The sequence below is a fragment of the Bradyrhizobium sp. USDA 4353 genome, from assembly GCF_054063215.1.
Map to the genome: position 1 here is coordinate 4,936,931 of NZ_JBSSGB010000001.1, position 25,676 is coordinate 4,962,606.

The window sequence follows — 25,676 nt, forward strand, 5'->3', positions numbered from 1 at the left end:
GGCCAATCGTTGATGTGAGAACCGTCGCGAGGATAGCGACAGGACGAATCAGATGCGCAGGATGTTCATGCCGTTGGTAGCTCGATCGCTGGTATTTGGCGCGTACGCCGGCTGCCTCCTCGATCCGGCGCTTGACGGCCGTCTGAATGGCTTCAATATCGTAGCGACACCAGACCATCCGTTTGGCAGCGCGGCGGCGGAGCAGGCCTTGTCGATGGCGAAGAGGCTTGGCGCCACGTCGGTCGCCGTGATTCCATTCCTCTGGCAGCCGACCCCGTCGGCACCGGACGTCGTCGCGGGAAACGCCATGTCCGACGAGGCGCTGCGCGCGGCCATCCGTCAGGCACGCCGGCTCGATCTGACGGTCATCGTCAAGCCGCACGTCTGGGTGCCGGGCAGCTGGGCCGGCGCCGTCGAGCCGGCATCGGAGCAGGATTGGAAAGCCTGGTTTGCGCGATACCAAGCCGAGCTCGAGCGGATCGCTTGCATAGCGGCTGACGAAGGGGCCGATGTTCTCGCTGTCGGCACCGAGCTTGCCAAGACCACGCGGCGTCCCGAATGGAGCGCCGTGATCGCGGCCGCGCGGTCGGCCTTTCCACGGACTCTGCTTTACGTCGCGCACAATGCGGACGAAGCCGAGGCGATTGCCTTCTGGCCGCTGCTCGATGTCATCGGCGTCTCCTTGTATCCGCCACTCGGCGCCGACGACGACCGCGGCGGCCGTATCGCTGCGATGGACGCGGAGACTAGGCGTCTCGATGCGCTGTCGGACCGTTGGCGCAAGCCCGTGCTGGTGGCCGAGATCGGGCTGCGTTCGGCCAAGGGCGCTGCCGCCAAGCCCTGGGAGAGCGCCGAAGAGAGGGCCGCGCCCGTGGACATGCAGCTTCAGGCCGACGTGATCGCGGACTGGCTCGCAGTGCTGAAGCGCCCGGCGGTTATGGGCGTCCTGGTCTGGCGCTGGTTCACTGATCCTTCCGCCGGCGGAAGGGCCGAGACCGACTTCACCGTGCAGGGCAAGCCGGCGGAAGCTGTGCTGTCCTGCGCATGGGCCGGCGTTTGCCGCAATCCGTGAGTCAGAACCTGTACCAGGCTCCGACCACGAGTCCGTTCTCTTGCAGGGCGTTCCGCCCCCAATAGGTCGAGTAGCCGCCGATCTGCAGCGACAGCGCCGGAGTCAACGCGTAGACGGCGCTGAGCTGGGCTTTGTGATAGGCGTAGCTGCCGAAGCCGGTGGTGCCGGCGCCCTCGGACAACACGCTGAACGACTGCGCGAGCAGCAGCCAGCGCTCGGTTGGGCGAATGCCGAAGGTGATGTCGGTCCGGAATTCGCTCGGCGGACCGTTCAGGCGGTATCGTTGCGCGATCTGGAGATCGACGAAGGCGGGAAGCGTTCCGGCCTTGAAGCTATAGCCGGCGAGGCCGCGAAGCTCGATCTGCTGATCGGTCTGACCAATCGCTGCCAGGTTGGATTTGTCGGAGGTGCCGGGCATGCGAAAGACGGCTTGCACGGACAACACCCAGGAGGCATCCGACCAGACACGGGTCCGGGCTCCGACGTCGGTGTAGCCGAAACCGCTGCGTTGCGCTCCGATGGGCGAGGCGATGTCGATGTGCTGCAACGAGGGCTGGACGATGGCGGTGATCCAATTCGTGAGGCCATACTCGATCAACAACTGGGCTTCATCCTTGCTGTAGCGCGGGATGCGACGCAGTGCGCTGCCGCTGTCGAAAATGCGGATCGACTGCATCGCCGCGCCGGTGAACACCAGGGCGCCTGTCCCGGCATCGAGCGTCCAGGCGCCGGCCCAGGCCTGGCTGGCGCAGCCCGTCGAGATCATGGCGATCAGGCACAGGAGCTTCCAGCGGCCGGCCAGGGCGCTGAGGGACGGCATGGCGTATGCTCGGGCCGCGCAACGAGCTAGGCGCATTGCGGCACGACACGGTTGCCGCCGGTCGCGGCAATGTCCGACACCGCCGCGATGGCGCGGGTGAGCAGATGGATGCGGCCTGCGCCGTTGACGCGTTCGGTCACGACGGCAACGCTTGCGGTCACGTGATGCGCCGCGATCGCTTCCGGATTGGAGATCCTGAGACCCGCGATCGAGGCGCGCAACGTCTCGGCCAGCTTCATGGCGGATGCGCGCGACTGGTCGGGAAGGATGAGGACGATGAGCCCGTCGCGGTAGATGGCTGCGACCACGCCGACAGACGCCGCGGCCGTGCGCACCGCGGCTGCGACCCGCGCCATGATGCCGGATTCCGACGCCTTCCCGGTCTCCAACTGCACGCACAGCCGATCGATGGCGAGCGCGATGATCGAGGTCTCGGTGCCAGGCGGAAAATTCGCATCCGCGAGCAGGTAGGCTTCGGCCATTTCGCCGACGAACAGACCCGTACTCCGATCGATCCAGTTCGATGCGCGACGATCGCCCGATCCCGCTGCCAGTCGCGTCAACTCCGTCTCGCGGGCTTCGCGGCGGTCGAATTCCGCCTTGAGCTTGAGCGCCGACCGAACGCGGGCCAGCAGCTCGACCCTGTTCACCGGCTTGGTGATGTAGTCGGTCGCTCCGGCGATGAACGCATTGCCGAGGCTCGCGGTATCGCCGAGCGCCGTCACCATGATGATCGGCACGCTGGCGCAGCGCGGGTCGTTGCGGATTCGCGCGCAGGCCTCGATGCCGTCGACCTCGGGCATGACGATGTCGAGCAGCACGAGATCGACCGTCACCGGCTCTGCCGACGATGTGCCGATCCCGAGCGCCCGGTAGGCCTCGTGCGCCGACCCTGCCGTGACGACCTGCTCGTAGCCCGCGGCCAGCAGCATCGCCTCGGTGATGTCCCGCCCGTCTTCGGAATCGTCGACAACGAGAATACGCATGGTGAACTCCCTTCGAATGATCCTCACATCAGTGCCGGCTGGCGGTCGGCCCGGGGATGGCGCCCGTACGCTCGAAGAGCCGCCAACCGGCTTTGTCGTAGATGAGCTGATAGCCCGGCGCTCCCCGCCGATAGAGCAAAGGGAAGGCCTTGTTCAGGCGGTCCTGCGCTCCGCTTCCGACGTCCGGATCGGGAACGGCCACGAACGGAGCATCGATCCGCGAGAACAGAATCCCGAGCGTGAAGGCCTCGTCGGATGGCGACAGCAATCCGCGCGCGCTGCCCCGCCCGATGACGATCGCGGGTGCGTTCAGCGTGTCGACAAGAATCCCGTCGCGTCCGACGCTGGCATGGCCGAGATCGATCGCCGCGCTCCGCTCCGCGTCAACGTGATGCCCCTCCAGGGCGATGGCGACATTGACCGCCCCGCTGGGATCCGCGATCGCGAGGCCCGCGACGCCGCCGACCCAGCCGAGCGCCAGCAATGCCGCCACGATCTCCAACCGCTTGCGCACCGGCGGCATGTGAAGGATGACGATCGCGGCCAGGACCGGCGGCATCACCGCGAGCGCTGCGGGATCACCGAACAGGCCGGTCGTGACCGCGAGAACGGCGGCCGCGACGGCCATCGCGACCAACATCAGGAGGGGCGCGAGCAGCGGTCGCTGGCGCCATATCGACACGATCGCGAAGCCCGCGATGGGCGCGCCGATCAGGATCGCCGCGACGATCGCAAGGCCGGCGTCGATCGAGAGCGAGCCGGACACGCCGTGGCCGAACAGGGTGAAAAATCCCGCCGCCCAGGTCGCGAGCCCTTCGGCGGGCGCCACCAGGAAGGTCCAGCCGCTGCCGGGGAATATCCAGGACATGTAGGAGAAGGCAGCGACGCAGAACGCCGTCGGAAACAGCAAGGCGAGCACCAGGTTCAATGTCGCTCTGGACAGTTGCTCGGGCTGGATCGCGAGAACGAAAAACGGGACGGCGGCGCACGTGATCGCCGCGCCCATCGGATGCGAGAAGGTCAATCCGAGCAGCGACAGCGCGACAGCCGTCACCTCGGGCGCGCCGGTGCGGGCGCGCAGTCTGAACAAGGCGCAGCCGAGCAGGAACAGAAAGACCGTGAAGAGCATCTCGGACGGACCGGCAATTGCGGCACGCAGGATCGCGGGATGCATCACGATCAGAACGACGATCAGCGGTGCGATGACGGCGGCGATGCCGATGCGGTGGAGGGAGGTCAGCAAGCTGCCGGCGAGCAGCGCAAGGACGACCGCGGTCAGGAGAACGGGGGAGGGCGTCCCGGCCGGGGTGACGAATTGCAGCAGCGTCGTGGCCAGGAAGGGAATGGTCGGATACGCCGCCAGAATGCGCCCGATCGGCATCTGCCCTTCGCCCGCGGTCATCGCGCTCGCCCACAATGTCACCGCATCGTTGGGGACGAGGCCAGATGTCACGGCGCTGAGCGAGGCGACGAAGACGGCCATACAGACGACGGCCATCAACGCGCTGAGCGACAATGCGCGGCTCATGCGGCGACCTCCTGCGCCCGTGCCAGCTCGCGAGCGACATGCTTGGAGACGCCGTGATGCGTCTTCTCCCAATAGAACGGATTTCGCAGCAACTGCCACAGGCCGCGATAGGTCGCGATCGAGAGCATGACCCAGTAGCCGAACGCCGTGAGACTATAGGGAATGAGATGGAGCCAGCCGCGCCGGATCGGTGCCAGCATGTTGAGGAACATCAACGCGCCATTGCCCGCGAGCAGGTTGAACAGGCTCAGGAACAACAGCGGCTCCGGAAAGACCGCTTCGAGTCCGCTGATCGCGGCGATCATCCAGGCGAGATAGAGCAGCCAGAAAACCGGGTTGAGCAGGCCGGACAGCACGGTGCCGCCGATGAAGAAGACAAAGCCGAGAAAGCCCAGCGGTCCGATCCTGCGCATGAAGCGGAGCGGGCGCCGGGTATGAACCAGCAGGGTCTGCATGTAACCCTTCATCCAGCGCGAGCGCTGCCTGATCCAGTTGCCGGCGTGGCAGCTTGCTTCCTCGAACGTGGTCGAATCCACGATGCCGACGCGATAGCCATGCTGGGTCAGGCGCACGCCGAGATCGGCGTCCTCGGTCACGTTGAACGGATCCCAACCGTGCAGCTCGCGCAGCACGTCGATCTTGAAATGGTTGGACGTGCCTCCCAATGGGATCGGAATGCGGAGGTGGTCCAGCCCGGGCAGCATCTGGTCGAACCACAGGCCGTAGTCCAGCGTGAACATGCGCGTGAGCCAGTTCTCGCTGGCGTTGAAATAGCTCAGGCTGCATTGCAGGCAGGCCGTGTCGGCCGAGGACTTCCGGAACGTCGCGACCACCTTGCGAAGCTGGTCCGGCTCTGGCCGGTCCTCGGCATCGTAGATCACGAGGAATTCGCCGCGCGCAAACTGCAGCGCGAAATTGCAGGCCTTGGGCTTCGTCTGCGGGAGCGATGGCGGGACCCGGATGATCTCGAACATGCCTTCGAGACCGAGCTTGCTGGCGACCTCGATCGTCTCGTGATCGCTGGCCTCCAGCACCAGCTTGATGTCGAGCTTTCCCAGGGGGTAATCGAGATCGCGCAGCGCCTGGGCCAGCATCGGCAGCATGGCCGGCTCCTTGTACATCGGCACCAGCACCGTGAAGACCGGCAGTTCGTCGTCCGTGAGCGCGCGCGCTTCGATCGCGATGGTCTCGTCGGCCATGCGCGTGCCGCCAAACAGCACGAGAAGGCCCTTGAAGGCGAAATTGCCGAGATAGAAGACGCTCATGGCCACGTTGAGGGCGATCAGCGTCGTGACCGGCGAGTGCGCCAGGCCGAGCAGGATCATGCTGAGCAGGGCGTAGCCGAAGACGACCTGTCCCGGGGTGAACACCCGCTGGGCCGAGAGCTCGGGAGTGAGCTCGGCGAGCTCGTAGACGGCGCGCGCCGATAATGCGTCGTCGAACGCGGCCTGCACCGCCCAGACGATGTCGAACTTGGTCGCGACGACGAAGCCGATATTCGCTCCCCAACGCTTTCTCGCAAACAGCAGCGTCTCGGGCCCGGGCTCGGCGGTCGCAATCATCAACCGTCCGTCGCTCTGCTTCCACGGCATGATCAGCATACGGGCGTAGATGTCCGCCTCCCCCTCGCGCAGGAGCGCGAGGTCAGGTGGATCACGGATCAAGTCGACGAAGGGCAATTCATAGTGATAGGCGACGGCCTGGTAGTAGATCGCTGGCTCCGCCCAGTTGCGCGACAGGATGGCGTTCCCGAGGCTGACGTGCCAGGCCTCGGCGAGGGCGATGGCCTCGTCGAGCTGGGCGAGCGTGAGAACGCGGCGGGCGACGAGGATGTCGCCGAGGGCGCGATCGGAGGCTGACAATGGCTGCATGGCAGATCCTCTACGGCCGCTCCTATTCGCCAGCGCGGCGAGCTGCACGGCGGCGGTACATGCGCTGGGCCAGCATCAGCAGCGCGAGGGTTGCGAGCACCCAGGTGGTGCCGACGATCCATGGCCAGCCACGATCGAGGTTGGCTGTCCACGACTGTTGGTCGGCGTAGGTGACGCGCAGAAGGGTGTCGCGATAGCTGGAGAGCGCGAGGGCCACGCCGCTGCGGTCGAGAAATGCGATGTCGCCGCGATCGAGATTGATGGCGGGCGAAGCGGACAATGATCCGTCGCTGCTCAGCGGGCGAATCCATAGTCCGGGAAACCTGTTCGCCGTGACGATCTGCGCGACGGCGCCGGTGGTCATTCCGCCGACATCGAGCAGGACGCGCTCGTTGCGATCGGTGATGGCGACGCGGCCGCGATCGAACCGCACGCGCTGATCGGCTCCGGCGGGAGGCGAGCTGCCGACCGAGATGAAGGGCGCTGACGGCGCTGCGGCGGCCCTGGCGTCGACATAAGTCACCTCGATCGGCGTCGTCTTGCTCGACAGGCCGCTCACCACGTTGGACAACGAAGCCAGCACCGAGAGTGGGCGATCAGCCGTCGATGCCGGCAGATGAATCTGGATGCCGTCCCCCCATAAGCTCACCAAATCGGAGAAGTCGCGTGCTGCCGAGCCGACTGGCGACAGAACCACCTGGCTGGAGCCGAGGAGCTCGGCAGGGTAGCCCTGGGGTTCGAACCGGCAGTCGCCCTGCGAGCTGCGGCGCTGCACGACCGCTCTGACATTCGCGATCGTGCCGACGAGTCCGTCTGGAAGGGCGAAATCGAGCCGCGTCGGTCCGCCGATCGCGGCGACCGTGCTGGCGAGAAGGTGTTCGTTGACGAAAGCGCTGATAACCGCCTTTTCGCCGGCGCCGTCGGGAGCAACCATGACGTCGAGGACGAGGCGTGAGGGACGGGTGCCTGCCGGCAGCAACTGGCTGGCGATCGTCATGGCAAGCTCGGCGCGGCCGAACACATCGACGCGCGGCGCGGTCAGACCAAGGTCGTTGAAGCTGATCCGATCGGTCGGCTTCCTGGCGGCCGAGATTGTTCCGATCGAAGCCGTCGGCGTATCGCGCAGAGCCAGGAGCGAAGGATCGCCGAGCAGCCGTCCGATTTGCGACGATCCGGAATCCGTGGCGAGCAGGACCGGAACGCCGCCGATCCGACCTGCCGCAAGCGCGTTGTTGGCCCGCGCGCCACGCGCGTAGTTGACCAATGTTGCCGCCGGTGCATCGAGCCGATCCGCGATCTCATCGAACGATCCGACGACGATGAGACCACGCGTCCAGCGTCCTTTGTTGTCCTGGTCGACCAGGTCCGGCATGGCGTTCTTGCCGTGATGAAAACTGACGATCCGGCCGCCGGCCTTCAGGGATCGGGCAATCGTTAACGCGGTGGCGACATCGGAAGCCGGCGGCGATGCGCTGGACAAGAGAATGCCAACGTCTCGAGGCATCAGCGCCGCAGTCACCGCAATGTTCGGTGTGCCCGAGAGCCCCAAGGCAAAGTCGACCATGGTTTCGGGGCGTATGGTGACGCTGTCTCCGACATAGCGGACATCGATGCAGCGATCCTGCGTCGCCGCGCCGGAATACACGAATGACAGCTTGAGAAAGCCATCGCGTGCCGACACATTCGCGAGCGAGATGCGGGCGATGCGTCCCGTACCCCTGCCATCCAGGGTCAGCGCTGTGATCGAACGATCGTTCGCCAGGATTTCCAGGCTGCGGCGCGCCTCGTGGGCACTTACGTCGTCATAGGCCAGCACGAGTTCGGCCAGACTGAGCTCGACGCCCTGCGGAACGCGAATATAGAGCTCGCGCCGGCCGCCGAGATTCGACAAACGGAATCCCTCGGGGAATCCAGCATCGGCGATGGGAACACCGACCCGCAGCGATCTGGGTGTCGTATCGACGATCGCGGCCTGCGGGAGCGCTGCCATGAGCGGCGATGGCTGGAAGGAGGCCGGTCGCGCCGGCTCCGGCGGAGCGGCAGTCGACCTGCGTTGCTGGGCATGGACTGACGACGCCTGGATTGCGAGAGCCGCAGCCAGGACAAAACGCACGAAGTACGACACGATATTCCCCCGTCACCACAGTCTTAGGCCTGTCGGCTCGGATCCCCGCCACATCGCGATTCCTGCGCGGCAGCTCGGAGCCGTCCGAAATGTTTGGTCAAGTCATTCAGCTCTTCGCTCTCCAATCCTCGCCGCGAGCGATAAGGTCCGATCAGAACGGTGTCGCATGCTCGCGCCGCCTCACCGACCGCCCCAAATCCGATTGTCGAGGCGATCCCGCAAATCTCGTGGATCCAGCAATAGGTCTTCGCGACGATCTCCGCCGAGGTTGTCTCATCGCCCGTCATTCGCGGCAGGTCGATGGCAGCCTGATCCAACCGTTCGATCAGTCTTGCGAAGAAGCGCCCGCGCACGACGGCGAGCCGCGCCTCGAATTGTCCATCCATCGCGGTGACCTGGGTCGTCTCGTCCAGCATCCGACGTTCCTACAGCTCGACTGCGGCGGTCGCAGCGAGATGAGGCGATGCAACGAACGCGCGCCGCCGGCAGGATGCTGCGAGCGTGGCAGCAACGATCATCCTCCCGGATGGCATGGTGACACGATGGTGCATGGATGACTGCTCCACATCCCCGATGAATCGTCGGCGCGGCGTTTCCGCGCGTCGATAAAGGTTGAGGGACTTTCGTTACTTTCGGACGCACGCTTTCTCGCGTAGAAATACGCTCACTGACGAAAAGGACTCGTCGTGACGTCGAAGCCGCGCTGATCAGCGCGCTCACCAGAATCGCTTACGGCGACGATGCTCCGGTGCGATCGCTGCACGTCGACGGAGCACTTCGGTCGGCAATCGCGTAGTTCTACCTGCGATGGTCTTATCCTGACATTTAGGCTGTCTTGATCGTATCGCGGTGGGCCGAACGTCGGATGCGCTTGGTGAGGGCGTTTCGCTACTCGGCCGAAGTAATGGTGCAATCCCTCGTCAGAACGGGATCTGGGACCAAAGTGGGAGCGCAAGCGATGGATGCACGACAGGTGAGCAGGGCGATCTCGACAATTCTCATTGTCGACGATGATCCCCTGGTCCTCAAGGCGACCGCCGACTGGTGTACATGGATGGGCTTCTTCGTCCTGACGGCCGCTACGGGATTGCAGGCTCTGATCAGGGCGGCCGAACACCGGCCCGAGGTCATTCTCATTGACGTTCACCTGCCTGAGATCGATGGGTTGAGCGTCCTCAGCTATCTGTCGGACGCAGCCAAGAACGCGCCTCATGTCATCATGATGACCGGGCGGGCAGATGAAAGAACCTTCGACCTGTGCGACGGATTAGCCGCGACATGCATACCCAAGGGGCGTCTCTTCTGGAAGGACCTCGCGGCGAGCCTGGCAGAGATCTATCCCGAGAGGAATGCGGAGATAGCACGAGCATCCAGACAATTCTCTGCGGTCGACGTCAGGCGACGTCCACGGGTGCTGTTGGTCGATGACGATGCCAGCGTGAAGAAGATGCTCGAGCACCAGTTCGAAGGGCTGGGGGTCGATCTCCTGTACGCCAACGATGCCACGCGAGGATTCTGGACAGCGCGGCGTGAGCATCCGAGCGTCATCGTCACTGATTTCTGCATGCCGAACGGCGATGCCAACTATCTTCTCACAAAGCTCCGGAATGCGTCAGAGACCCGCGACATTCCGGTCATCGTCCAGTCTGGACGGCATCTCAGCAGGTCGATCAAGCGCAAGCTTCAGGAGGAGATCGGCGGTCGTCCTGGAGCGGCTCGCGTTCTGCATAAATCGTCTGATGGCGCCGAGCTGCTGGACGCGCTGCAGAGGTACTGCGGGTTCGCCGCCATTCCCTGAAGAGGCTCCGTCTCCCTGTTGAGAGCCGCGCCCTCGGAATGACGTGAATAGCTGGCCCTTTGCGACGCAGAGGCGGTTAAGGCAGCGCAGGCGGGCCGGCCTCACTGGCTGACGGCATCCGTTCGCAAATGACAAAGTGAGCCAAGCGCAACAGCGCGCGGAGAGGGGCCCGCGAAATCAGTCGCGTCTCAGCGTGTCGAGGCCGGAGTTGGCCCGCGCGAGGACGTGTCGTGAGGCGCGTTCCTCGCGAGGCTCGGATCTCCTAGCCACCGCGCTGATACATCATGCGCAATTCCGACGCTGCAGCCGACTGCAGATGAGCGAGCGCCTCCTTCAGGTTCGAGATCTCGCGATTGGTCGGCCTGCGCCTCTCAGTCATCGCGCGCAGCAGGGCCGTCTCCGCGGCGCGGGCCGCTTGCCCGGTGGCGGCGAAGCCGACCGTCGGGCCGATGCCGCAGATGCCGTGCAGGTGACGATACGATTCGGAGACGAGTGCGCCACTGGCGTCTTCGCCCCGTGACATGCGGTCTGCAAAGACGAGAGTAGCCGTGATCTTGCTTTCGAGTGCGGTCGCGAAGCGGTGCCTCACCTTGGCGAGGCGGGCCTCGAATTGGTCGCCGGTCATGCAGTCCTCCTGCTGCTACATTCCATTAGCGTCTCCCTGAAGAATTAATTTCAAGTCATCGTACACTGATCAATGTATTCGATCGCGGATATGATCGATCCGGCGGGCCGATCATGGACGGCTCACCGCAGCAATCCGAGGGCGCCGTCGTCCGGCGCTCGGCGCGGCGGATGGTTCAGGTAGTTTTACGTGCAGCGAAATTAACCCACCGTCAGATATGGCTGAATAGCTTACGGAGGCGAGGCACCGCTGTTGGCATCGATCGCGGCGTTGCGAGGCTGTGATCTTGTCGCCGCTGGGGTTATGCCATGTACGCGTCAGGGCAGGTCGCCCGTATCCAGGTCGAACGAGCCGTTCCGGCTCCTCCATCCTTGCGTGTTCTCGTCATCGACGACGACGAGAGCGTTGGCGCGGCGATCAAGGTATTTCTGACGCGTCGCAGATGCCGGACCGAGCTCGCATCGGGCGCCTATGCGGGCATTCAAGCGCTCGCGCAATCGAGCTTCGACGTGGTTCTGGTCGATCTCTTCATGACCGGAATGAGCGGGCTCGACGCGATCACCTACATCCGGCAGCAATCCGCCGTTCCGATTGTCGCCATGTCCGGCTTCAGGTTACGTAGCTCGCTCGAGCCGGTCGACTACCTCGGCGCGGCAATGGAGCGTGGCGCGTCACGCTATCTTCGCAAGCCGTTCTCCTCCCACGAGTTGATCGAGGCGATAGACCTGAGCCTCAGTCCTGACGCTCATTCGGGAGCTTTGCTGCGATGAGCGGGTTCGACGGCGACATGGTGGACGCGGAGCGTTCCGAGGCGAAATCGCCCTGTGACGATCGGGCCATTGCCGCGAACGAGGTTGGCGCGGCGATCGCACACCAGTTGAACGGACCATTGACGGCGCTTCTGCTCTATCTCGAGGACCTTTGTCAGAGCAGTGGCCGCTTTCCTCCGATCGAACGCGACGGCGTGTCGCTGCGGGAGGTCGCGGAGAACGCGCTGCGCGAGGCCGAATCCGTTTGCAGGTTGGTGCAGCGGCTAGGCGATACGTTCGAGGCGCCGCTCAGGCAGCAGACAGCGTTTGCGCAAAGTCGCGACATCATTAGATGGTGGTCGCGGGTCGGCGGCGCCAATGAGGCGACACAAGAGACTCCGCAAACCGCAGTCTGGCTGCGTTCCCTGACCACGCGCGAGCAGGAGGTTCTTGCTCTGGTCCGGGACGGGTATTCGAACAAGGAAGGCGCGGCGCGGCTCGGGATCAGCCCACGAACCTATGAAGGTCACCGGGCCGCCCTGATGCGGAAATCCGGAGCGAAGAACCTCGCAGACCTGCTTCGCTTGGCGGCTCGGGATCACGATACAGCCCACAGTGAGCTGCCGGCGAAGTCCGGACGGCGTCGTTGCGGGAAGCTCTGATGCAGGAGTTGACAGGCGAGATCAACCGTTCCGTCACCGGGCTGCCCGCTCGTCCCATCCACGCCGACCGAAGCAGGGAGTGGCAATCCGGCACGTGCCACCGGTCGATCAACGCGAGGCGTGGACAACATTGATCTCCGCATTCCGCCGTCACGGTGTTTCGCACCCTGGGCGTCAGTCGATCCAGGCAAGGCTGCTCCGTATCATTCTCATGCTGTCGGTCCCTGCCTTCGTCGGTTTGGCGGCGCTCGCATGGGGGCTGTACCAGCACGAACGCGAGCAGGCCTCTCAGGGTGTATTGGCGACAGTCCGCGCTCTCGTGGCCGCGCTCGATCGGGATCTGGCGGGAACGTCGTCCGCGGCGCAGGTTTTGGCGGAGTCGGCAGCGCTCGCGACCGACGATCTGGCGGCCTTCTACAACGAGGCGAGGGCAAGCCTGCCCTATCTGCATGGTTCTGCGGTCGTCGTGGCGGATGCGAGCGGCCAGCAGGTCGTCAACACGGGGTTGCCCTATGGCGCGCCGCTGCCCGAGCGCTCAGATCTGGCGAACCACAGGAAAGTGTTCGACACGGGCAAGCCCTCGGTCTCCGACATCTTCATCGGCGCGGTCTCGAAGAAGCCGGCGCTCTACATCGATGTTCCAGTGTTTCGGGATGGCAAGGTCAAATACACGCTCGGTGTCGCCCTGGGCGTTGGCAGGCTGGACGGCCTGTTCGAGAACCAGAAGCTGCCGGCTGGTTGGATCGCGACCGTCACCGACTCGGCCGGCATCATCGTTGCGCGGACCCACGATCCCGAACTGATCGGCAGGCCGGCCCCGGTGAGGCTGGCTGAGATCAAATCGTCGCAGCCGAGCGTCGTTGACACAACTCGGGCGGACGGGACGCCGATATTGGTGGGCTTCGGCAGGTCCGAGCGGTCGAACTGGACGGTCGCGCTCGGGATTCCGCTTGCCGATCTGTATCGCCGACCGAATTCCATTCTCTTGTACGGCATCAGCGGCGCATTCTGCGTCCTCGTCGTCGGGTTGATCGCGGTGATGTATGAGGCGAGGCGGATCGCGCGCGGTGTGCGAGGCTTGCTGCCCGCAGCGTTGGCCTCGGCACCGGACGAAGCGACCACTGCCGCGCGATCTCACATTATGGAAATCGATGATGTTGCCGTGGCGATCGAGCGGGCGCGCCGTTTATTGCATCAACGCACGCTCGAACGCGACAGCGCTGAAATGGCCATCGCGGCAAGGAATCTCGCGGATGAGATGTTCCGCCTCGCGGTCGAGGCCTGTCCGAATGGGATGTTGATGATCGATGCCGAGGGCCGAATCTCGATGGTCAATAATGAGATCGAGCGGCAGTTCGGCTACACCCGGCAGGAGCTGATCGGCCAGCCGGTGGACATGCTGGTGCCGGAGCGTTCTCGCGAGGGAGGCGCCGCGCTCCAGCACGCTCTCACCTTGCGGCCCGACACCCGCCAGATGGAATCCGGCAGCGAGCTCACCGGACGGAGAAAGAACGGCACTGAGTTTCCCATCGAGGTCGGCCTCAATCCCATCCGGACCGGCCAGGAGGTCATAATCCTGAGCGTCGTCGTCGACGTCAGCGAGCGCAGGCGCGCCGAACGCCTGAAGGATGAGTTCGTTGCGACCGTGAGCCACGAACTGCGGACGCCGCTGACATCGATAACCGGTTCGTTGGGGCTGCTCGTCGGATGCTGGAGCAAGAAGATTCCGGAGCCGGCGGCGCGGTTGCTCAGCATCGCGCATGCCAACAGTGAGCGCTTGGTCCGTCTCGTCAACGACATTCTCGACATCGAAAGGATCGAGGCGGGGCATATCCCATTCAATCTCAAGCGGGTAGAGGTCAGATCGCTGGTGGGGCGCGTCGTTGAGGAGAGTCGCGGCTACGCGGATGATGTTGGCGTTCGCGTCGAGCTCGCTGCCGGCGTTGTGGACATCTATGCCAATGCTGATCCGGAGAGATTGGCGCAAGCGGTCGCGAACCTGCTCTCGAATGCCATCAAGTTCTCTTCCGCCGGCGGCAGCGTGCAGGTCACGGTGGAGGACCACGGGGACAGCCTGCGGATTGGCGTGCGTGATCACGGTCCGGGCATACCTGAGGACTTCGAGCCGCATCTGTTCGAGAGGTTCGCGCAGGCGGATGCGACCGATACCCGTCAGAAAGGCGGCACCGGTCTCGGCCTCAGTATCGTGAAGCAGATCGTCGCGCGACTCGGAGGCAAGGCAGGTTTCGAAAATGCCGATGGCGGCGGCGCGTTGTTTTTCGTCGAGCTGCCGATGTGGGACGATACCGTCGGAGGCGCCATCGAGACCGCGACCACCGGCGTTCGGTCGCGGATCCTGCTGTGCGAGACCGACCCGGTCATCAAGCAGGCGGTGCGGATCAAATTGACGCCGGCCGGCCTCACGGTGGATTTCGCGCATTCGGTACAGGCGGCGCTGCTGCGCTCCAGCGCCAACCGTTACGCAGCGATCGTCATCGGTCTTCCGCTCGACGACGTCGAATGTCGCGACATGGCGGCGCAGATTCGCCGGATTCCCCATCATGTCAACACCACGATCATCATCGCCTGCGACGCCTCCGCGAGCGGCCAGGCCGATGCCCGATTACCGGAGACGAGCGCCCTGCAATGGATCCAGGCGCCCGATCGACGTCGAGCAACTCGCATCGCAGCTGTCTGCAATGGCGACGTCGCCCCGTAAGCGGCCTCGCATTCTTCATGTCGATGACGATCCGCAGACGCTCGCGGCCGTCGCGCATGAGTTGGAGATGATGGCTGACATCGTGTCGGCCAGCAGCCCGGAGGCTGCGCGGCGCGTCTTGGCGACGGAACGCATCGACCTTGCGATCGTGGATGTCCGGCTCGGCGCGGAGCCCGGGCTGGATCTGTTGCCGCATCTGCGCGACCCCTCCGGCAAGATCATTCCGGTGATCATCTTCTCCAACTCGGATCAGAAATGGTCGGAAGACGATCAGCCGCAACCGCCATTGTCCAGGACGACATCACCCCTGACGCGCCTGGGCCCGATCGTGCGCGATCGCCTGGGGCTGTCCCCGCCATTGTCCGTAAGGCAGGTCGCATGACCGCAATTCATGTTCTGCATGTCGACGATGAGCCGGATATTCGCGAAGTCGTCGAGCTGTCACTGGGTCTCGATCCCGATTTCATGGTCCATAGTTGCGGCTCGGGCCGCGAGGCGGTGGCCATGGCAGCCGAGCTGGCGCCGGACATCATCCTGCTCGATGTCATGATGCCGGTGCTGGATGGGCCGGCGACACTGGCTCAATTGCGTCAGAGCGCTGCGACCGCCGATGTCCCCGTGGTCTTCATGACCGCCCGGACCCAGGCGCGCGAAACGGATCGCTTTCGGTCGCTGGGGGCCGTGGGCGTGATCCAGAAACCGTTCGATCCGATGACGCTCGCAGCGCAGCTTCGAACCTATGTCCGGCCCTCATACGATCCGCTGGAGCATTTGCGGGCGGAGTTCGTGCGCAGGGTCCAGCGAGACGCCGAATTCCTGTCTGAGCACCGCAGGATGCTGGGGGCCGTGGGGCGATCATCAGATCTGCTGAACCAGATCAGAGTGAGCGCTCATGCGCTGTCGGGCGCGAGCGGCATCTACGGCTTTGCGGAGCTGAGCGACGCGGCAGCGAATCTGGAGGACGCCGTCTTGGCCGAGATCCGCGGCGATGGGCCCGGTGCGGATACGGATCGTCTGCTCGACGCTCTGCTCCTCGAGATGCAGCAGTGCGGAGGTCAGGCGCCGCTCGCCGCGCGGTCTTTGCAGCGGGCCTAGCGTTGCCGGTCCGATCGATCCGCGTAGTCATACCTGGGCCGCCGCTAAGGGAGCGTTAGGTTCAACATCGTCATCTCGACCCCGCAAGCCGGACGAGCGTCTGACCAGGATCCGGCAACGATGACAGGAGCGAGAACATGCGGCAGGCTGCGCAGCTGATCGAAGCCTTCGGGGGGCGGGGATCGGTCGACGGTTTCGAGACAGCGAGCTCATTCGGCCAGGCGCCCAGTCTGCTCATCGCCGATGACGACGCTGCGGTGGTCGGGCTTCTCTCACATCACTTTGCTCGCCTGGGTTTCGAGGTGGACACGGCGTCTGACGGCCTTCAGGCGTTCTTGAAGGCGACGCGGGGCAAGCCAAGCGTGTTGGTGATCGACGTCAACATGCCGGAGCTGGACGGCCTGTCGGTCTGCGGGCATCTTCTCGATGCTGACCGTGCGCCGGCGAACGTGATCATCATCACGAGCAGCACAAATCAGCATACGCTGCAGAGATGCGAGCACGTAGGAACCCGCCACGTCAGGAAAGGCCCCGATTTCTGGAGAGACCTCGACGCCGCATTGCTTGAGATCGACCCTCGGATGGCCCGTCGACTTCGGCGCACGACCTGCTGACAGCCAGCTCGCAGCATCGCCGAGAACGTCAGAGCGCTCGATGCCGTGACAGTCGAAGGGTTGCGATGCCAATTCGGATAAATGTGGTCGCGACCATCAAGAGCACGGGATCGGAGGGATGTTCGTGAGATCGAGCTGCATGTCCGATGGGACTCGAACATGCTGATTTGTCGAGGAATCGCAACTCAGTTCAGTACCGGTCTTTGCAGTTCGTCCTGCAGTCGGAGGCTTCCCCGCATGCTGGCAGAGCTCGCCGATCGTACGCTGCAGTCACCGAAAGCGCGAAAAACCACGATCTGACAAGGTGTTGTCGTGGGTTTCGGTGATGGTCGGCGATGGCGGGTGAAGGGGAGCCTGGCGCGCTCGGAGAGATTCGAATTGAACGCGTGACGAATTGATTTTTATGCATTATTTTGCAAGATCGTCGTTCGAGGGACAAATCAAGGGACAGGTCGTTCTGTCTAGCAGTTATCAACAAACTTCTTGCTCAAAGGCCGGTGCGCCGAACAATGCACCGGTAGCGTGGGTCGCCACCGATAGCCGAGCTCGTTGAGAACGACGAAGTCCATGCGGGTGAGATGGTCGGCGAGCCGGCCCTGCCGGCCGTTGCGGGCCTCGGATTCCAGCCGGTTGACGAGGTCGACGACGTTGAAGAAGCGACCGCGGGCACCTGCACGGATGCAGCTGCGGGCAATCGCGATGGCCAGATGCGTCTTTTCGGTCTCGGTGCCGCCGATCAGGACGGCGTTGCCCTGCTGAGCAAGGAAGCTGCCACCGGCGAGATTGCGCACCGAGCCGCGTTGATCGGCGTGCCTTCCAACTGGAAGTCGCCGAGATCCTTGGCCAGCGGCAGCTTGGCGATGGTGAGCTGGTACTTGATCGAGCGGGCCTGCTTCTCGCTGATCTCGGCGGTCAGCAGATCGCCGATGATGGATTAGACAGAGAGCTTTTTGAAATCACATAGTCAGGTGAAGGGCGTGTGCAAACCCTGTGCAGGTATGTTCTACTATTCTTTAGCTTTCGTTCTCACGAAGTTGCCGCCGGCGCTGGCGCTGGCTTGTGTATCGGCTGCCTTTTCCATCGACTGCCTGACAGCGATCTTTGCCAGGGCCTTCTGGCCTGTCATCATCATGGGAGTCGTACTGGAGGCCGGAAACCTCGTGGCGGCGGCTGGCTGACTGACCATTGGACGTCTGCGCCGTCCCTCCTGAGGTTCGTCCTCGTCCTGATGATTGGCGTGTTGATGGGCCTGGACGCCGTTGGCGTATTCGGCTTCCTGACCCGCGCTCACATTGACCATATGGCATCCATAGATCTCGCCCTCACCGACAGAACCGCAGAAGTCGCACCCGCCTCGGGATGCAGAGCCGAGTGGTCTCCGACATTGACCGACGTATTGCCCAAATCGACGCGGCCGTCGACGAGGCGACGCGCCTTGGCCGGCCGGTCGGAGCTATGACGATTGCTGACCAGAGGCGCCGCGAACGTGCCGACATCGCGGCGGAACGCGAGCGTGAGTCCCGGGCTCTCGCCAATCTACAGATCGAAAAAGCCAAGATTGACGCGCAACGCAGGCGCGCCGAGGCTGAGGTCGGACCGATACGGTATATCGCCGAGCTGATTGGTATACCCGCCACTGACTTCGAGCGAGCGGTCCGGTTGCTCACGCTTGCGCTCGTCGCCGTCCTTGATCCCATGGCAGTGGCGCTGTTGCTCGCTGCCGGAGTTCACGCCAGGCGCGCGGGTTCATTCTGACCATTGCCGCTTCGTCTCGGACAAGCTCTCCGTGCGATCCGCGTATTTGACCAAATCGGTGAGCAGCAAACCTTCTTCCGCGCAAACGTACAGCCGAAGTCCAGGCGACGGAACAGGGGATTTCTCACACCCTATGCACCGGTGGTGCTGACGCTTCACCCGCCGAAGGCGACTATCCCATTGGGGTGAGACGATCGTTTTCAGCGGAGCACTGTTTACATATCAATTGAAAATGCTGACGGACGGCCGTTATCAAAGCGAAGAACCTTGGGGCTGCTGGTCATCCCGCTCGCGCTCTGACCGTTGGCGGTTCTCAGACACTCCACGAAGATGTCGATCTGGCCAGGTCTGCGTCAAGAGGCCGAAGCCAGCGGCTATACATCTTGAACATTACCAAAGGAGCTCATGACCCATTTGGGTCATGCGGCGCAAGCCTTTCCAGATCATCCTGTTGCGCGACCCATCGAGTGGCGGAAATCTGGACAGGTGCGGTATTGTCCGAAAGCGGACTAATTCGGCGGAAAAGCAGCGACGATGGCAGATGTCGTCAAGCGATCCAATGGAAAGGCAGGAGCTGCGGCAGGCACGCCGCGCTCGCCCCACGATCTACATGCGCTAGAGGCGTATCTGGGTGAGCTGATAGACGCAGCCGCCCTTGATCCAAAGGCTTGGCAGCACGTTGCCGACGAGTTAAGACGCCTTAATCCCGGCTCCAGAGTGGTAATTCAGGCGCACGATCCTTCTTTAGGACGCCCGCTGGTTGCGCTCGCGTCAGGATGGAGCGAAGGCTACACCGAGAGATACGCCAGCCATTTTGCCCGCATGAACAATGTTTCGAAGATCTGGGCAACCAGTGCTCCGATGCTTACGCCCGTTCTTCTGCCGCAGTATGTGCTTCCGGTAGGCGAGTTTCTCAAATCCGAGTTTTACAACGAAGGCCTGAAGCCCGAGGGCGAAGCCGAATGCGGGTCCGGAATAAGAATCTTCAGCGAAGGCGGGCGGCAGGCGACCCTAGTCTTGCAGTATGGACTTCGACACAAGGATGACATGCACCGGCGCTTTGCGCCTCTGCTGCAATGTCTCGGGTCCAGACTGCGAGGCGCGCTGCTCGCAAATCGTCAGACACTCCGGAAACGAACGTCTCCGCTTACAGGCGATATCGTGAACGACTTGGTCGATCCCGCTCTGATCCTCGACCGGAGCCGACGTGTTGTTTCCGCCAACCAAGCTGCCAGGGAGCTAGTCGTCTCGTCCGAAACTGTGCGTATCGGGACCCGCGACGTCTTTTCGTTTTCCGAGCCTCAAACGGATGCACATCTGGCTACGCTTGTCGAAGTCGCCTGCCAGCGCGCGCCAGGCTCCTCCGGATATCTGCAGTTCGATTTCCTGCACCGAGGTTGCCGATTCCACGCCTCGATCCTGCCCATTGCCCGCAGCCTTGGCCTAGCAAATAAGGGCCTTGCTTGCCTGCTTTCGTTCGACCCGGCCGTTTTGCTGGTACTTCGCACCGAGCCTCCTTTGGAGAAAAAAAACGAGCTACAAGTACGCTTTCAGCTCACAAATGCGGAGCTGCGCATTGCACAGGCCCTTACCCGCAAGGGGACATTAATCCAGATTGCCGACGAGCTGGGTATCGCCTACGAGACCGCGCGAAACCAGGTCAAGTCGGCCCTCAGAAAGACCGGCACTCACACCCAGCGGGAGCTAGTTAGCCTGTTCCTGCAGAAAAAATGAGCGAATTCCAACGCACTTGGCCGAGCGGGCCGAGATCGCCTTAGGCTCATGACCGCCCGTCTGGCCGAATTCGATGCTGCCTATCTCCTTCTCAAGGCGCGCCATCCTGATGCGCAGGCGGCAAGCCTATGCGTGTCTCAGCCCTCAATCAACGCGCCCGTTGATTGTGACAAGCTCCTGTCCACGCAAAATTCGGTGTGACAGTTCGTTTCTACTACGGCCAACGTGATCTATCTGGAGGTCTCGACGCATTGGAGCTGAGCTGCGGCACGAATTGTCGCTGCATGACCAGATGGGTCAGGCGCTACGGCGATCCTCGAGGCAAGCTGTTGTTCGCGTCGCGGACCAGGCGCCTCGTCCGCCTCCCGCTGGCCTCAGTGGCAAACGACGGCTGCGGCCGGGACTGTTTCATCCATGTCGAGGAACGAATAATCCGTATTCTGCCGAAGATCTTCATGGCGACGGGCCTTTTTCTGGCAATGTCGGCCGTCGGAGCGCAAGCCACCTGCCTGTCGATCGACTACAGCGGGCCCTTCTGGGTCAATCACTGCAGCACGAGCGCATGAGTCAATTGGAGCGACAACGCCTATTGCGGGAACTGGAGCTGTTCGGATCGCGTCGTAGCGGGCCAGCGCTCGACGCAAGCATCGGCTCGCGTGTGCAGTGCTGCGAATGGACGGGCGGTGCCACCGGCCGGGGTCCGTGCTGAGCGGGCCGTCGCATTCGGTTCAACCCCTTGGGATCGCGCGTTGCTGCACGATCCCAGCGAAGCTCAGGTTTGAATCCGGGCGAGCAACGCGGCCAACTCGCTTTGGCGATGCGTCCCGGTCTTGCCGAAAATTGCCTTGATCTGGTTTCGCACCGTTTCCCGCGACAGCCGCAGCTCGCCTGCTATCTTCTCAGGGGATGCACCGGTCGCGATCAACGCGGCGACCTTGGCCTCGGCGCCGGTCAGCGAGAACGCTTCCGAGATGGTTTCGAGAGACGACGGACGCGCCGCCTCCAGGTCCGTCAGGGTGAGGATAAACTTTGCACCGAGGAAAGGCGCGCTAGCTGCCCCGTGGACCGCCAGAAGCTTCATGAGAACCGGCTTCTTGGTCTCGCGTCGCGCAACGATGACGCTCCCGGACTGCTCCTTTGATCCGCATCGGAATTCGTTGCCGCCCTCATCCGACGTCATGAGTTCGAGCGCCTGACGCGCTTTGCCGTCGCGAATGAACAGACGCGAGTTGCGAACCCGAAACTCGGAATCGAACACGGCCTCGGCGCCCGCATTCATGCCCAGGACGAGGCCAGTTCGATCCAGCGCCACCGCGGGCTTCTGAACGAGATGCAAGCCATCCAGCACCCCGGTGAGCACCGATCGTCCGACGGCAGCCGACAAGTCCGCGATCTCGGCAAGAGCCGGGGCCAGCGGCGCGAGCCGTAGCATGTCATCCCGCTCAAACGGCCCCTGCGCGTCGGTCCGCTGGAAGGCAACCAGCCAGGGCTGCCCCGCGACCGGGAAGCGAATCCAGCCTCCCCATTTCAGCTTTCCCTGCCGGAGGAAGTCGTTGAAATAGGGGTCCTGACGGAATAGCTGGCGCATCTCGTCGTAGCTGAACATATCCGCGTCGCAGAACGCCGGCGCAACGGGATGGGACGAAGCGAATAGACTTTGGACGCGCGGGACCCTGATATCCCGTAGGTGCCACTCGTCCTTGAAATAGACCCTTGTGAGATCCTCCATCGAGGCCGTATAGGGAACGTCCGACGTTCGAACACCGGCCTGCCTCAGGCTGGCTCCCTCTGCGCCGACGACTCGGCACATCTCCTCGAGCAAGTCTCTCCATTTGCCCGGATCAACCGCCGCTTCCCCCAGTCTGGCATGGATCCGCAAAATTTCGGAAAGCTCGATCGATTGACTAGCCATGAATTGCCGCGAATTCTGCCACCAGCTAAGAAGTTACTGTGAATTCTGCGGATGGACGCGCGTCAGAGCATCACCCATTTGTGGTATGCTGAGCGGACGCAGCAAATTTCGATGGGCTAGAATGGTCGCCACCGGCCCCTCTTGAGTGCACAAAATCATGCAAGCTGAGTGGAAAAAGGCGAGATTCGGTGAACTCGTATTGCCGCTCGATCGATGGCCTTCGCCGGCAGGCGCCCCCGGTACTCCGCGGAGGCTACTCGCGTGAGTTTGCTCTCGCCGGCAAGCCGTCTTCTGAATACGGTCGAAGCCATTTATGATGCAGCACCCGATCCGTCGCAGTGGCCGCGAGCACTGGGGATGATCGCGGACTGCTTCGGAGACGTCGGTGCCTTGCTGATGTGGCGGCGCGACGACGGCTCATACGGCACGATTGTTTCTGAAAGTCTGGTCGAAGCCCAAAGGGATTACGAAGAGAACGGTTGGACGAGACGCGACATAGCAGCAATCCGAGCGATGGAAAGCGGCTATTTCTTCAGCGGCGAGCCCTACGCGAGCCATCATTTGGTTTCGAAGGACGAGATCAGCCACCATCCGTTCTTCGTTCAGTTCAGAGCGCAACATGGTCTCGGACCGCTCGGAGGGGTAGCGGTATCGCCCGATCCGCATCTCGGCGTTCTCCTCAGTCTTCAAGGTCATGCGGGGCGGCCCGAATATCCCGACGCCGAACTCGAAACGGTTCGCCGCATCGGGCGCCATGTCGAGAAATCGCTACGACTTACGATTCGCTTGCTGGACGCAGAGCTCGCCAAGGTAGGCCTTGGCGAAGCCTTGGCCCGGATCGGGATTGGCGTGTTCGCGCTGGATTCACTCGGACGCGTGGTGTTCTCCAACCCCGCCGGGCAGCGGCTGATCGGGGATCAATTGCAGATCCTCCAGGGCCGACTGCGGATCGGCTCGGGCACCGAACGCGCGGCCATAGACGAGGCTATCGCGCGGACGCTGCGCGGAGATCCGCATGACCTGATCGGCTATCCAAAGCCCGTTCTCGTTCATTCCATCGGACTAAGCCGCCGGCTGGTAGTTTATCTGTTGCCGATCGCGTCGCGAGCCAGCCTCGCCGAAAAATTTCTCACCCACACCCGCGGCATCGTGCTCGCAATCGAGCAGAAGCTTGATGAGCCCGCCGATCCCGCCGTTGTCCGCGACGTGCTCGGCCTCACCTTGGGCGAAGCGCGGATTGCGGCCCTCGTGGGGGCTGGCCTCCCCCCCAGGGAGGCCGCGGAGCGGCTGGGCATTGCCGAGGAAACGGCTCGCACCGTGCTCAAGCGGGTCTTCTCCAAAGTCGGCGTCTCCCGGCAGAGCGAGCTGGTTGCCGTGCTGACGAAGCTGGTGCTTCGCTGAGCCAATGGCCAGATTTCGCAAGCGAGCGAAGGCTGCGATGGCGGCGGGCCATATAACCCATCTGGATTATGCGAAGACCGCGCCACCGTGCCAAGGGTTCTTCCGAGACAAGGGGTTTCGAATGAGCGAGACGTTGGAGACGTGACCTGCCCCTAAGAATTTCCTCCAGAACGATTTAGAGGCCGCCCGGACGAAGGACGGACAGATGAAGTGGAAGCGGTTCACGGAAGGGCAGATCATCGCGGTTTTGAGGAGAGCATGAGGCCGGCGCGAAGACGGCCGATCTGGTTCGCAAGCACGGGATCTCGGAAACGACGTTCTACAATTGGAAGGCCACGTTTGGCGGCACGGACCTCTCCGAAGCGAAGCGGCTCAAGGTGCCTGCCTTTTTATCGAGCGGCTCTAGAGAGGGAGGTTCTGGCCATCGGTGACTTGGTAAATCGGTCACGATCTCTCTGGTGCAGCTGAGCTTTCTGTTGTCCGGGATCGATTGGCGCAATCCCCTGGAAACGCAGCATCCGGCGCGGGTCGGATAGTCGATTTGGGTTTGCATCTGTTGCCTGATCTGATTCAATGGCGTCATGGCATCGAAGCCGGACGACCTGTCGTCGGATCTCGCGGGCGCCTACATGGCGCTGGTGGCCGAGCGTAAGGCGTGCCGGGCAAAATGCGATTTGGTCGTGGCGGATGCAGCCAGTGCGCGGTCGGAGCTGTCCGACAACACGGCGCTGATCTCGGATCGAGAAGCTCAAGCGCGAACTGTACTGACTGCGCTCCGAGCGCACGGCGCGGTTGATCGAGCAGTTGGAGCTAGAAGAGCTCGGCACCGCGGCGAACGAGGATGAGCTTGCTGCCAGGCCGCGGCGGCGAAGGCCGGGAGCATCCGCGCCTTCACGCGCAAGCGGCCGGTTCGCAACCCCTGGCCCCACGACATCGATCACAAGGGCGTCGTCACTCCGAGTAGAGCTGCGCCTGTTGCTGCGGATCGCTGCTGGCGAAGATCGGCGAGGACGTGACCACGACGCTGAAGGAGATCCCGGGTCGCTTCAAGGTCATCGAGACGGTGCGCGAGAGGTCCACCTGCCGCGATTGCGAAAAGATCAGCTAGCCGCCGGCGCCATTCCATGCCACGGTGCTTGATCGGCCCGCTGCTGATGGCGACGATCCTGGTCGACAAGTTCGGCATGCATATGCCGCTCAACCGTCAGAGCGCGCGCTTCAAATACGAGAGGACCGACCTGCCATTATCGACATTGGCCGACCAGGTCGGCCACGGGACCTAGGCGATGATGCCGCTCTTCCACCTGATCGAGCGTCATTTGCTCGCGGCCGGGCGCCTTCATGGCGATGACAATACCATCCGTATCCTGGCGAAGGGCAAGTGGACGACCGGGCGAATCTGGATATATGTGCGGAATGACCGGCCGTTCGCCGGACCTGCGCCGCCGGCGGCGGTCTATTACACCTCCAGCGACCGGCGCGGCGCGGCTTCCGCGGAAGCATCTGGCCGCCATCGCCGGCATCCTGCAGGCGGATTGCTATGGCGACTTCGAGCCGTTGTTCGGGCCGAAAGGAGGGCGACGCCGATCTCGCCGGCATTCTGCATGGCCCACGCGCGGCGGGGCTTCTTCGAACTGGCCGACATCGCGAAAGCCGCCCGGGACGGATAGAGCGGCAAACCGGTCTCCCCGATGGCGCCGGAGACCGTCAGGCGCCTCGACATGCTGCTCGAGATCGATCGCGCCATCAATGGCCGAGCGCGGGCGAGCGGCGCGCCATGCCCAGGAAGAGTAAACCGCTGCTCGACGACATGCACGCCTGGCTGCTGCGCGAGCGCGAAACCCTGTCACGCTCCGCCGAGGTCCTGAAGCCGATCAACTACATGCTTAGACGGCCGGGCCGACTTCGCCCGCTTCCTCGACGAAGGCGGCATCTGCCTGAACAACAATTGCGCTGAGCGCGCCTTGTGAGGCATCGCCCTGGCACGGCCAAATTAGACCTTTGCCGGCAGCCAGCGTGGCGCCGACCGCGCCGCCATCATGCTGACGATGATCACCACCGGCCGCCTCAACGACGTCGATCCAAAGCTTGGCTCGCTGGTGTCCTCGCCCGTAGCGCCGATCATCCCGCATCGCGTCTGCACGAACTGCTGCCCTGGGAATGGAAGCTCCTGCGCCAAGCCGACAAGCCCGACGATCAGCAGGCCGCCT

Annotated in this window: 23 protein-coding genes and 3 pseudogenes; 15 read left to right on the forward strand and 11 right to left on the reverse strand. The window is 63.3% G+C overall.

Annotated elements, in window-relative coordinates:
- Positions 1-52 precede the first annotated feature (52 nt).
- Positions 53-1,072, forward strand: coding sequence for a glycoside hydrolase family 113 (locus tag ACVILH_RS22250; RefSeq protein WP_456714792.1), 1,020 nt, complete (start codon positions 53-55; stop codon positions 1,070-1,072).
- 1 nt (position 1,073) lies between these two features.
- Here the strand turns inward: ACVILH_RS22250 and ACVILH_RS22255 are convergent, their stop codons facing one another.
- Genes ACVILH_RS22255 through ACVILH_RS22280 form a run of 6 tightly spaced genes read right to left on the reverse strand, consistent with a single transcriptional unit; the run spans position 1,074 to position 8,818 of the window.
- Positions 1,074-1,892: a hypothetical protein gene (locus ACVILH_RS22255; protein ID WP_456714793.1), complete on the reverse strand. Its 819-nt coding sequence runs from the start codon at positions 1,890-1,892 to the stop codon at positions 1,074-1,076.
- A gap of 26 nt (positions 1,893-1,918) precedes the next feature.
- Positions 1,919-2,878 (reverse strand): response regulator, encoded by a 960-nt coding sequence (locus ACVILH_RS22260; RefSeq protein WP_456714794.1) that lies wholly within the window; start codon positions 2,876-2,878, stop codon positions 1,919-1,921.
- A 28-nt stretch (positions 2,879-2,906) separates the two neighbouring features.
- Complete coding sequence (locus tag ACVILH_RS22265; RefSeq protein WP_456714795.1) at positions 2,907-4,406, reverse strand: hypothetical protein; 1,500 nt, start codon at positions 4,404-4,406, stop codon at positions 2,907-2,909.
- Positions 4,403-6,277 (reverse strand): glycosyltransferase family 2 protein, encoded by a 1,875-nt coding sequence (locus ACVILH_RS22270; RefSeq protein WP_456714796.1) that lies wholly within the window; start codon positions 6,275-6,277, stop codon positions 4,403-4,405. Before ACVILH_RS22270 ends, ACVILH_RS22265 begins: the two co-directional genes overlap by 4 nt.
- A 22-nt stretch (positions 6,278-6,299) precedes the next feature.
- Positions 6,300-8,402: a hypothetical protein gene (locus tag ACVILH_RS22275; protein ID WP_456714797.1), complete on the reverse strand. Its 2,103-nt coding sequence runs from the start codon at positions 8,400-8,402 to the stop codon at positions 6,300-6,302.
- A gap of 23 nt (positions 8,403-8,425) precedes the next feature.
- Positions 8,426-8,818, reverse strand: a complete 393-nt coding sequence (locus ACVILH_RS22280) for a hypothetical protein (protein WP_456714798.1) — start codon at positions 8,816-8,818, stop codon at positions 8,426-8,428.
- A 542-nt stretch (positions 8,819-9,360) separates the two neighbouring features.
- Between ACVILH_RS22280 and ACVILH_RS22285 the strand changes: the two genes are divergently transcribed.
- Positions 9,361-10,200 (forward strand): response regulator, encoded by an 840-nt coding sequence (locus tag ACVILH_RS22285; RefSeq protein WP_456714799.1) that lies wholly within the window; start codon positions 9,361-9,363, stop codon positions 10,198-10,200.
- 262 nt (positions 10,201-10,462) lie between these two features.
- On the opposite strand, the gene ACVILH_RS22290 is transcribed toward ACVILH_RS22285, so the two are convergent.
- On the reverse strand, positions 10,463-10,825 hold the full coding sequence (locus tag ACVILH_RS22290) for a hypothetical protein (RefSeq protein WP_456714800.1): 363 nt from the start codon (positions 10,823-10,825) through the stop codon (positions 10,463-10,465).
- A 308-nt stretch (positions 10,826-11,133) separates the two neighbouring features.
- On the opposite strand from ACVILH_RS22290, the gene ACVILH_RS22295 reads away from it, so the two are divergent.
- The 6 genes from ACVILH_RS22295 (at position 11,134) to ACVILH_RS22320 (ending at position 16,664) form a co-directional block, all read left to right on the forward strand.
- A complete protein-coding gene (locus ACVILH_RS22295) occupies positions 11,134-11,595 on the forward strand; it encodes a response regulator (protein ID WP_456714801.1) in 462 nt (153 codons plus the stop codon).
- A complete protein-coding gene (locus ACVILH_RS22300) occupies positions 11,592-12,236 on the forward strand; it encodes a LuxR C-terminal-related transcriptional regulator (protein ID WP_456714802.1) in 645 nt (214 codons plus the stop codon). Before ACVILH_RS22295 ends, ACVILH_RS22300 begins: the two co-directional genes overlap by 4 nt.
- Before the next feature lie 79 nt (positions 12,237-12,315).
- The gene (locus ACVILH_RS22305) at positions 12,316-14,955 is read left to right on the forward strand and encodes an ATP-binding protein (protein WP_456714803.1); all 2,640 of its coding nucleotides are present in this window, start codon (positions 12,316-12,318) and stop codon (positions 14,953-14,955) included.
- Positions 14,936-15,337, forward strand: coding sequence for a response regulator (locus tag ACVILH_RS22310; RefSeq protein WP_456714804.1), 402 nt, complete (start codon positions 14,936-14,938; stop codon positions 15,335-15,337). The genes ACVILH_RS22305 and ACVILH_RS22310 overlap by 20 nt, the downstream gene beginning before the upstream one ends.
- Positions 15,334-16,050 (forward strand): response regulator, encoded by a 717-nt coding sequence (locus ACVILH_RS22315; protein WP_456714805.1) that lies wholly within the window; start codon positions 15,334-15,336, stop codon positions 16,048-16,050. Before ACVILH_RS22310 ends, ACVILH_RS22315 begins: the two co-directional genes overlap by 4 nt.
- Before the next feature lie 137 nt (positions 16,051-16,187).
- Complete coding sequence (locus ACVILH_RS22320; RefSeq protein ID WP_456714806.1) at positions 16,188-16,664, forward strand: response regulator; 477 nt, start codon at positions 16,188-16,190, stop codon at positions 16,662-16,664.
- Between the two features lie 536 nt (positions 16,665-17,200).
- Here the strand turns inward: ACVILH_RS22320 and ACVILH_RS22325 are convergent.
- Positions 17,201-17,595: pseudogene (locus ACVILH_RS22325) on the reverse strand (ATP-binding protein); the annotation flags it as partial.
- A 75-nt stretch (positions 17,596-17,670) separates the two neighbouring features.
- Entirely contained in the window at positions 17,671-17,964 is a 294-nt protein-coding gene (locus ACVILH_RS22330) for a hypothetical protein (protein ID WP_456714807.1), read from the reverse strand.
- 71 nt (positions 17,965-18,035) lie between these two features.
- Between ACVILH_RS22330 and ACVILH_RS22335 the strand changes: the two genes are divergently transcribed.
- The 3 genes from ACVILH_RS22335 to ACVILH_RS22345 all read left to right on the forward strand — a co-directional run bounded on the left by ACVILH_RS22335 (position 18,036) and on the right by ACVILH_RS22345 (position 20,354).
- Positions 18,036-18,419 (forward strand): hypothetical protein, encoded by a 384-nt coding sequence (locus ACVILH_RS22335; protein ID WP_456714808.1) that lies wholly within the window; start codon positions 18,036-18,038, stop codon positions 18,417-18,419.
- Between the two features lie 534 nt (positions 18,420-18,953).
- The gene (locus tag ACVILH_RS22340; protein WP_456714809.1) at positions 18,954-20,153 is read left to right on the forward strand and encodes a helix-turn-helix transcriptional regulator; all 1,200 of its coding nucleotides are present in this window, start codon (positions 18,954-18,956) and stop codon (positions 20,151-20,153) included.
- A 48-nt stretch (positions 20,154-20,201) separates the two neighbouring features.
- Positions 20,202-20,354: a hypothetical protein gene (locus ACVILH_RS22345; protein WP_456714810.1), complete on the forward strand. Its 153-nt coding sequence runs from the start codon at positions 20,202-20,204 to the stop codon at positions 20,352-20,354.
- A 571-nt stretch (positions 20,355-20,925) separates the two neighbouring features.
- Here the strand turns inward: ACVILH_RS22345 and ACVILH_RS22350 are convergent.
- Positions 20,926-22,065 carry a helix-turn-helix transcriptional regulator gene (locus tag ACVILH_RS22350; RefSeq protein ID WP_456714811.1) on the reverse strand — a complete coding sequence of 380 codons (1,140 nt, stop codon included), beginning with the start codon at positions 22,063-22,065 and terminating at the stop codon, positions 20,926-20,928.
- A gap of 261 nt (positions 22,066-22,326) precedes the next feature.
- Here ACVILH_RS22350 and ACVILH_RS22355 point away from each other — a divergent pair, with 261 nt between their 5' ends.
- The 4 genes and pseudogenes from ACVILH_RS22355 to ACVILH_RS22370 all read left to right on the forward strand — a co-directional run bounded on the left by ACVILH_RS22355 (position 22,327) and on the right by ACVILH_RS22370 (position 25,136).
- Positions 22,327-23,466, forward strand: coding sequence for a helix-turn-helix transcriptional regulator (locus tag ACVILH_RS22355; RefSeq protein WP_456714812.1), 1,140 nt, complete (start codon positions 22,327-22,329; stop codon positions 23,464-23,466).
- A gap of 205 nt (positions 23,467-23,671) precedes the next feature.
- Positions 23,672-23,843 (forward strand): annotated as a pseudogene (locus ACVILH_RS22360) (transposase); the annotation flags it as partial.
- 635 nt (positions 23,844-24,478) lie between these two features.
- A complete protein-coding gene (locus ACVILH_RS22365; RefSeq protein ID WP_456714813.1) occupies positions 24,479-24,574 on the forward strand; it encodes an IS66 family transposase zinc-finger binding domain-containing protein in 96 nt (31 codons plus the stop codon).
- 82 nt (positions 24,575-24,656) lie between these two features.
- Positions 24,657-25,136: pseudogene (locus tag ACVILH_RS22370) on the forward strand (IS66 family transposase).
- A 216-nt stretch (positions 25,137-25,352) separates the two neighbouring features.
- On the opposite strand, the gene ACVILH_RS22375 reads toward ACVILH_RS22370, so the two are convergent.
- The gene (locus ACVILH_RS22375) at positions 25,353-25,598 is read right to left on the reverse strand and encodes a hypothetical protein (RefSeq protein WP_456714814.1); all 246 of its coding nucleotides are present in this window, start codon (positions 25,596-25,598) and stop codon (positions 25,353-25,355) included.
- Between the last annotated feature and the right edge of the window lie 78 nt (positions 25,599-25,676).

Bases quoted from the DNA above. Each gene is read 5' to 3' on its own strand.
- ACVILH_RS22340 (WP_456714809.1), top strand. From the start codon at position 18,954: ATGGCAGATGTCGTCAAGCGATCCAATGGAAAGGCAGGAGCTGCGGCA.
- ACVILH_RS22375 (WP_456714814.1), bottom strand. From the start codon at position 25,598: ATGCGGGATGATCGGCGCTACGGGCGAGGACACCAGCGAGCCAAGCTT.
- ACVILH_RS22300 (WP_456714802.1), top strand. From the start codon at position 11,592: ATGAGCGGGTTCGACGGCGACATGGTGGACGCGGAGCGTTCCGAGGCG.
- ACVILH_RS22345 (WP_456714810.1), top strand. From the start codon at position 20,202: ATGACCGCCCGTCTGGCCGAATTCGATGCTGCCTATCTCCTTCTCAAG.
- ACVILH_RS22310 (WP_456714804.1), top strand. From the start codon at position 14,936: ATGGCGACGTCGCCCCGTAAGCGGCCTCGCATTCTTCATGTCGATGAC.
- ACVILH_RS22350 (WP_456714811.1), bottom strand. From the start codon at position 22,065: ATGGCTAGTCAATCGATCGAGCTTTCCGAAATTTTGCGGATCCATGCC.
- ACVILH_RS22315 (WP_456714805.1), top strand. From the start codon at position 15,334: ATGACCGCAATTCATGTTCTGCATGTCGACGATGAGCCGGATATTCGC.
- ACVILH_RS22330 (WP_456714807.1), bottom strand. From the start codon at position 17,964: ATGGTCAATGTGAGCGCGGGTCAGGAAGCCGAATACGCCAACGGCGTC.
- ACVILH_RS22270 (WP_456714796.1), bottom strand. From the start codon at position 6,277: ATGCAGCCATTGTCAGCCTCCGATCGCGCCCTCGGCGACATCCTCGTC.
- ACVILH_RS22250 (WP_456714792.1), top strand. From the start codon at position 53: ATGCGCAGGATGTTCATGCCGTTGGTAGCTCGATCGCTGGTATTTGGC.
- ACVILH_RS22285 (WP_456714799.1), top strand. From the start codon at position 9,361: ATGGATGCACGACAGGTGAGCAGGGCGATCTCGACAATTCTCATTGTC.
- ACVILH_RS22320 (WP_456714806.1), top strand. From the start codon at position 16,188: ATGCGGCAGGCTGCGCAGCTGATCGAAGCCTTCGGGGGGCGGGGATCG.
- ACVILH_RS22280 (WP_456714798.1), bottom strand. From the start codon at position 8,818: ATGCTGGACGAGACGACCCAGGTCACCGCGATGGATGGACAATTCGAG.
- ACVILH_RS22260 (WP_456714794.1), bottom strand. From the start codon at position 2,878: ATGCGTATTCTCGTTGTCGACGATTCCGAAGACGGGCGGGACATCACC.
- ACVILH_RS22290 (WP_456714800.1), bottom strand. From the start codon at position 10,825: ATGACCGGCGACCAATTCGAGGCCCGCCTCGCCAAGGTGAGGCACCGC.
- ACVILH_RS22265 (WP_456714795.1), bottom strand. From the start codon at position 4,406: ATGAGCCGCGCATTGTCGCTCAGCGCGTTGATGGCCGTCGTCTGTATG.
- ACVILH_RS22255 (WP_456714793.1), bottom strand. From the start codon at position 1,892: ATGCCGTCCCTCAGCGCCCTGGCCGGCCGCTGGAAGCTCCTGTGCCTG.
- ACVILH_RS22295 (WP_456714801.1), top strand. From the start codon at position 11,134: ATGTACGCGTCAGGGCAGGTCGCCCGTATCCAGGTCGAACGAGCCGTT.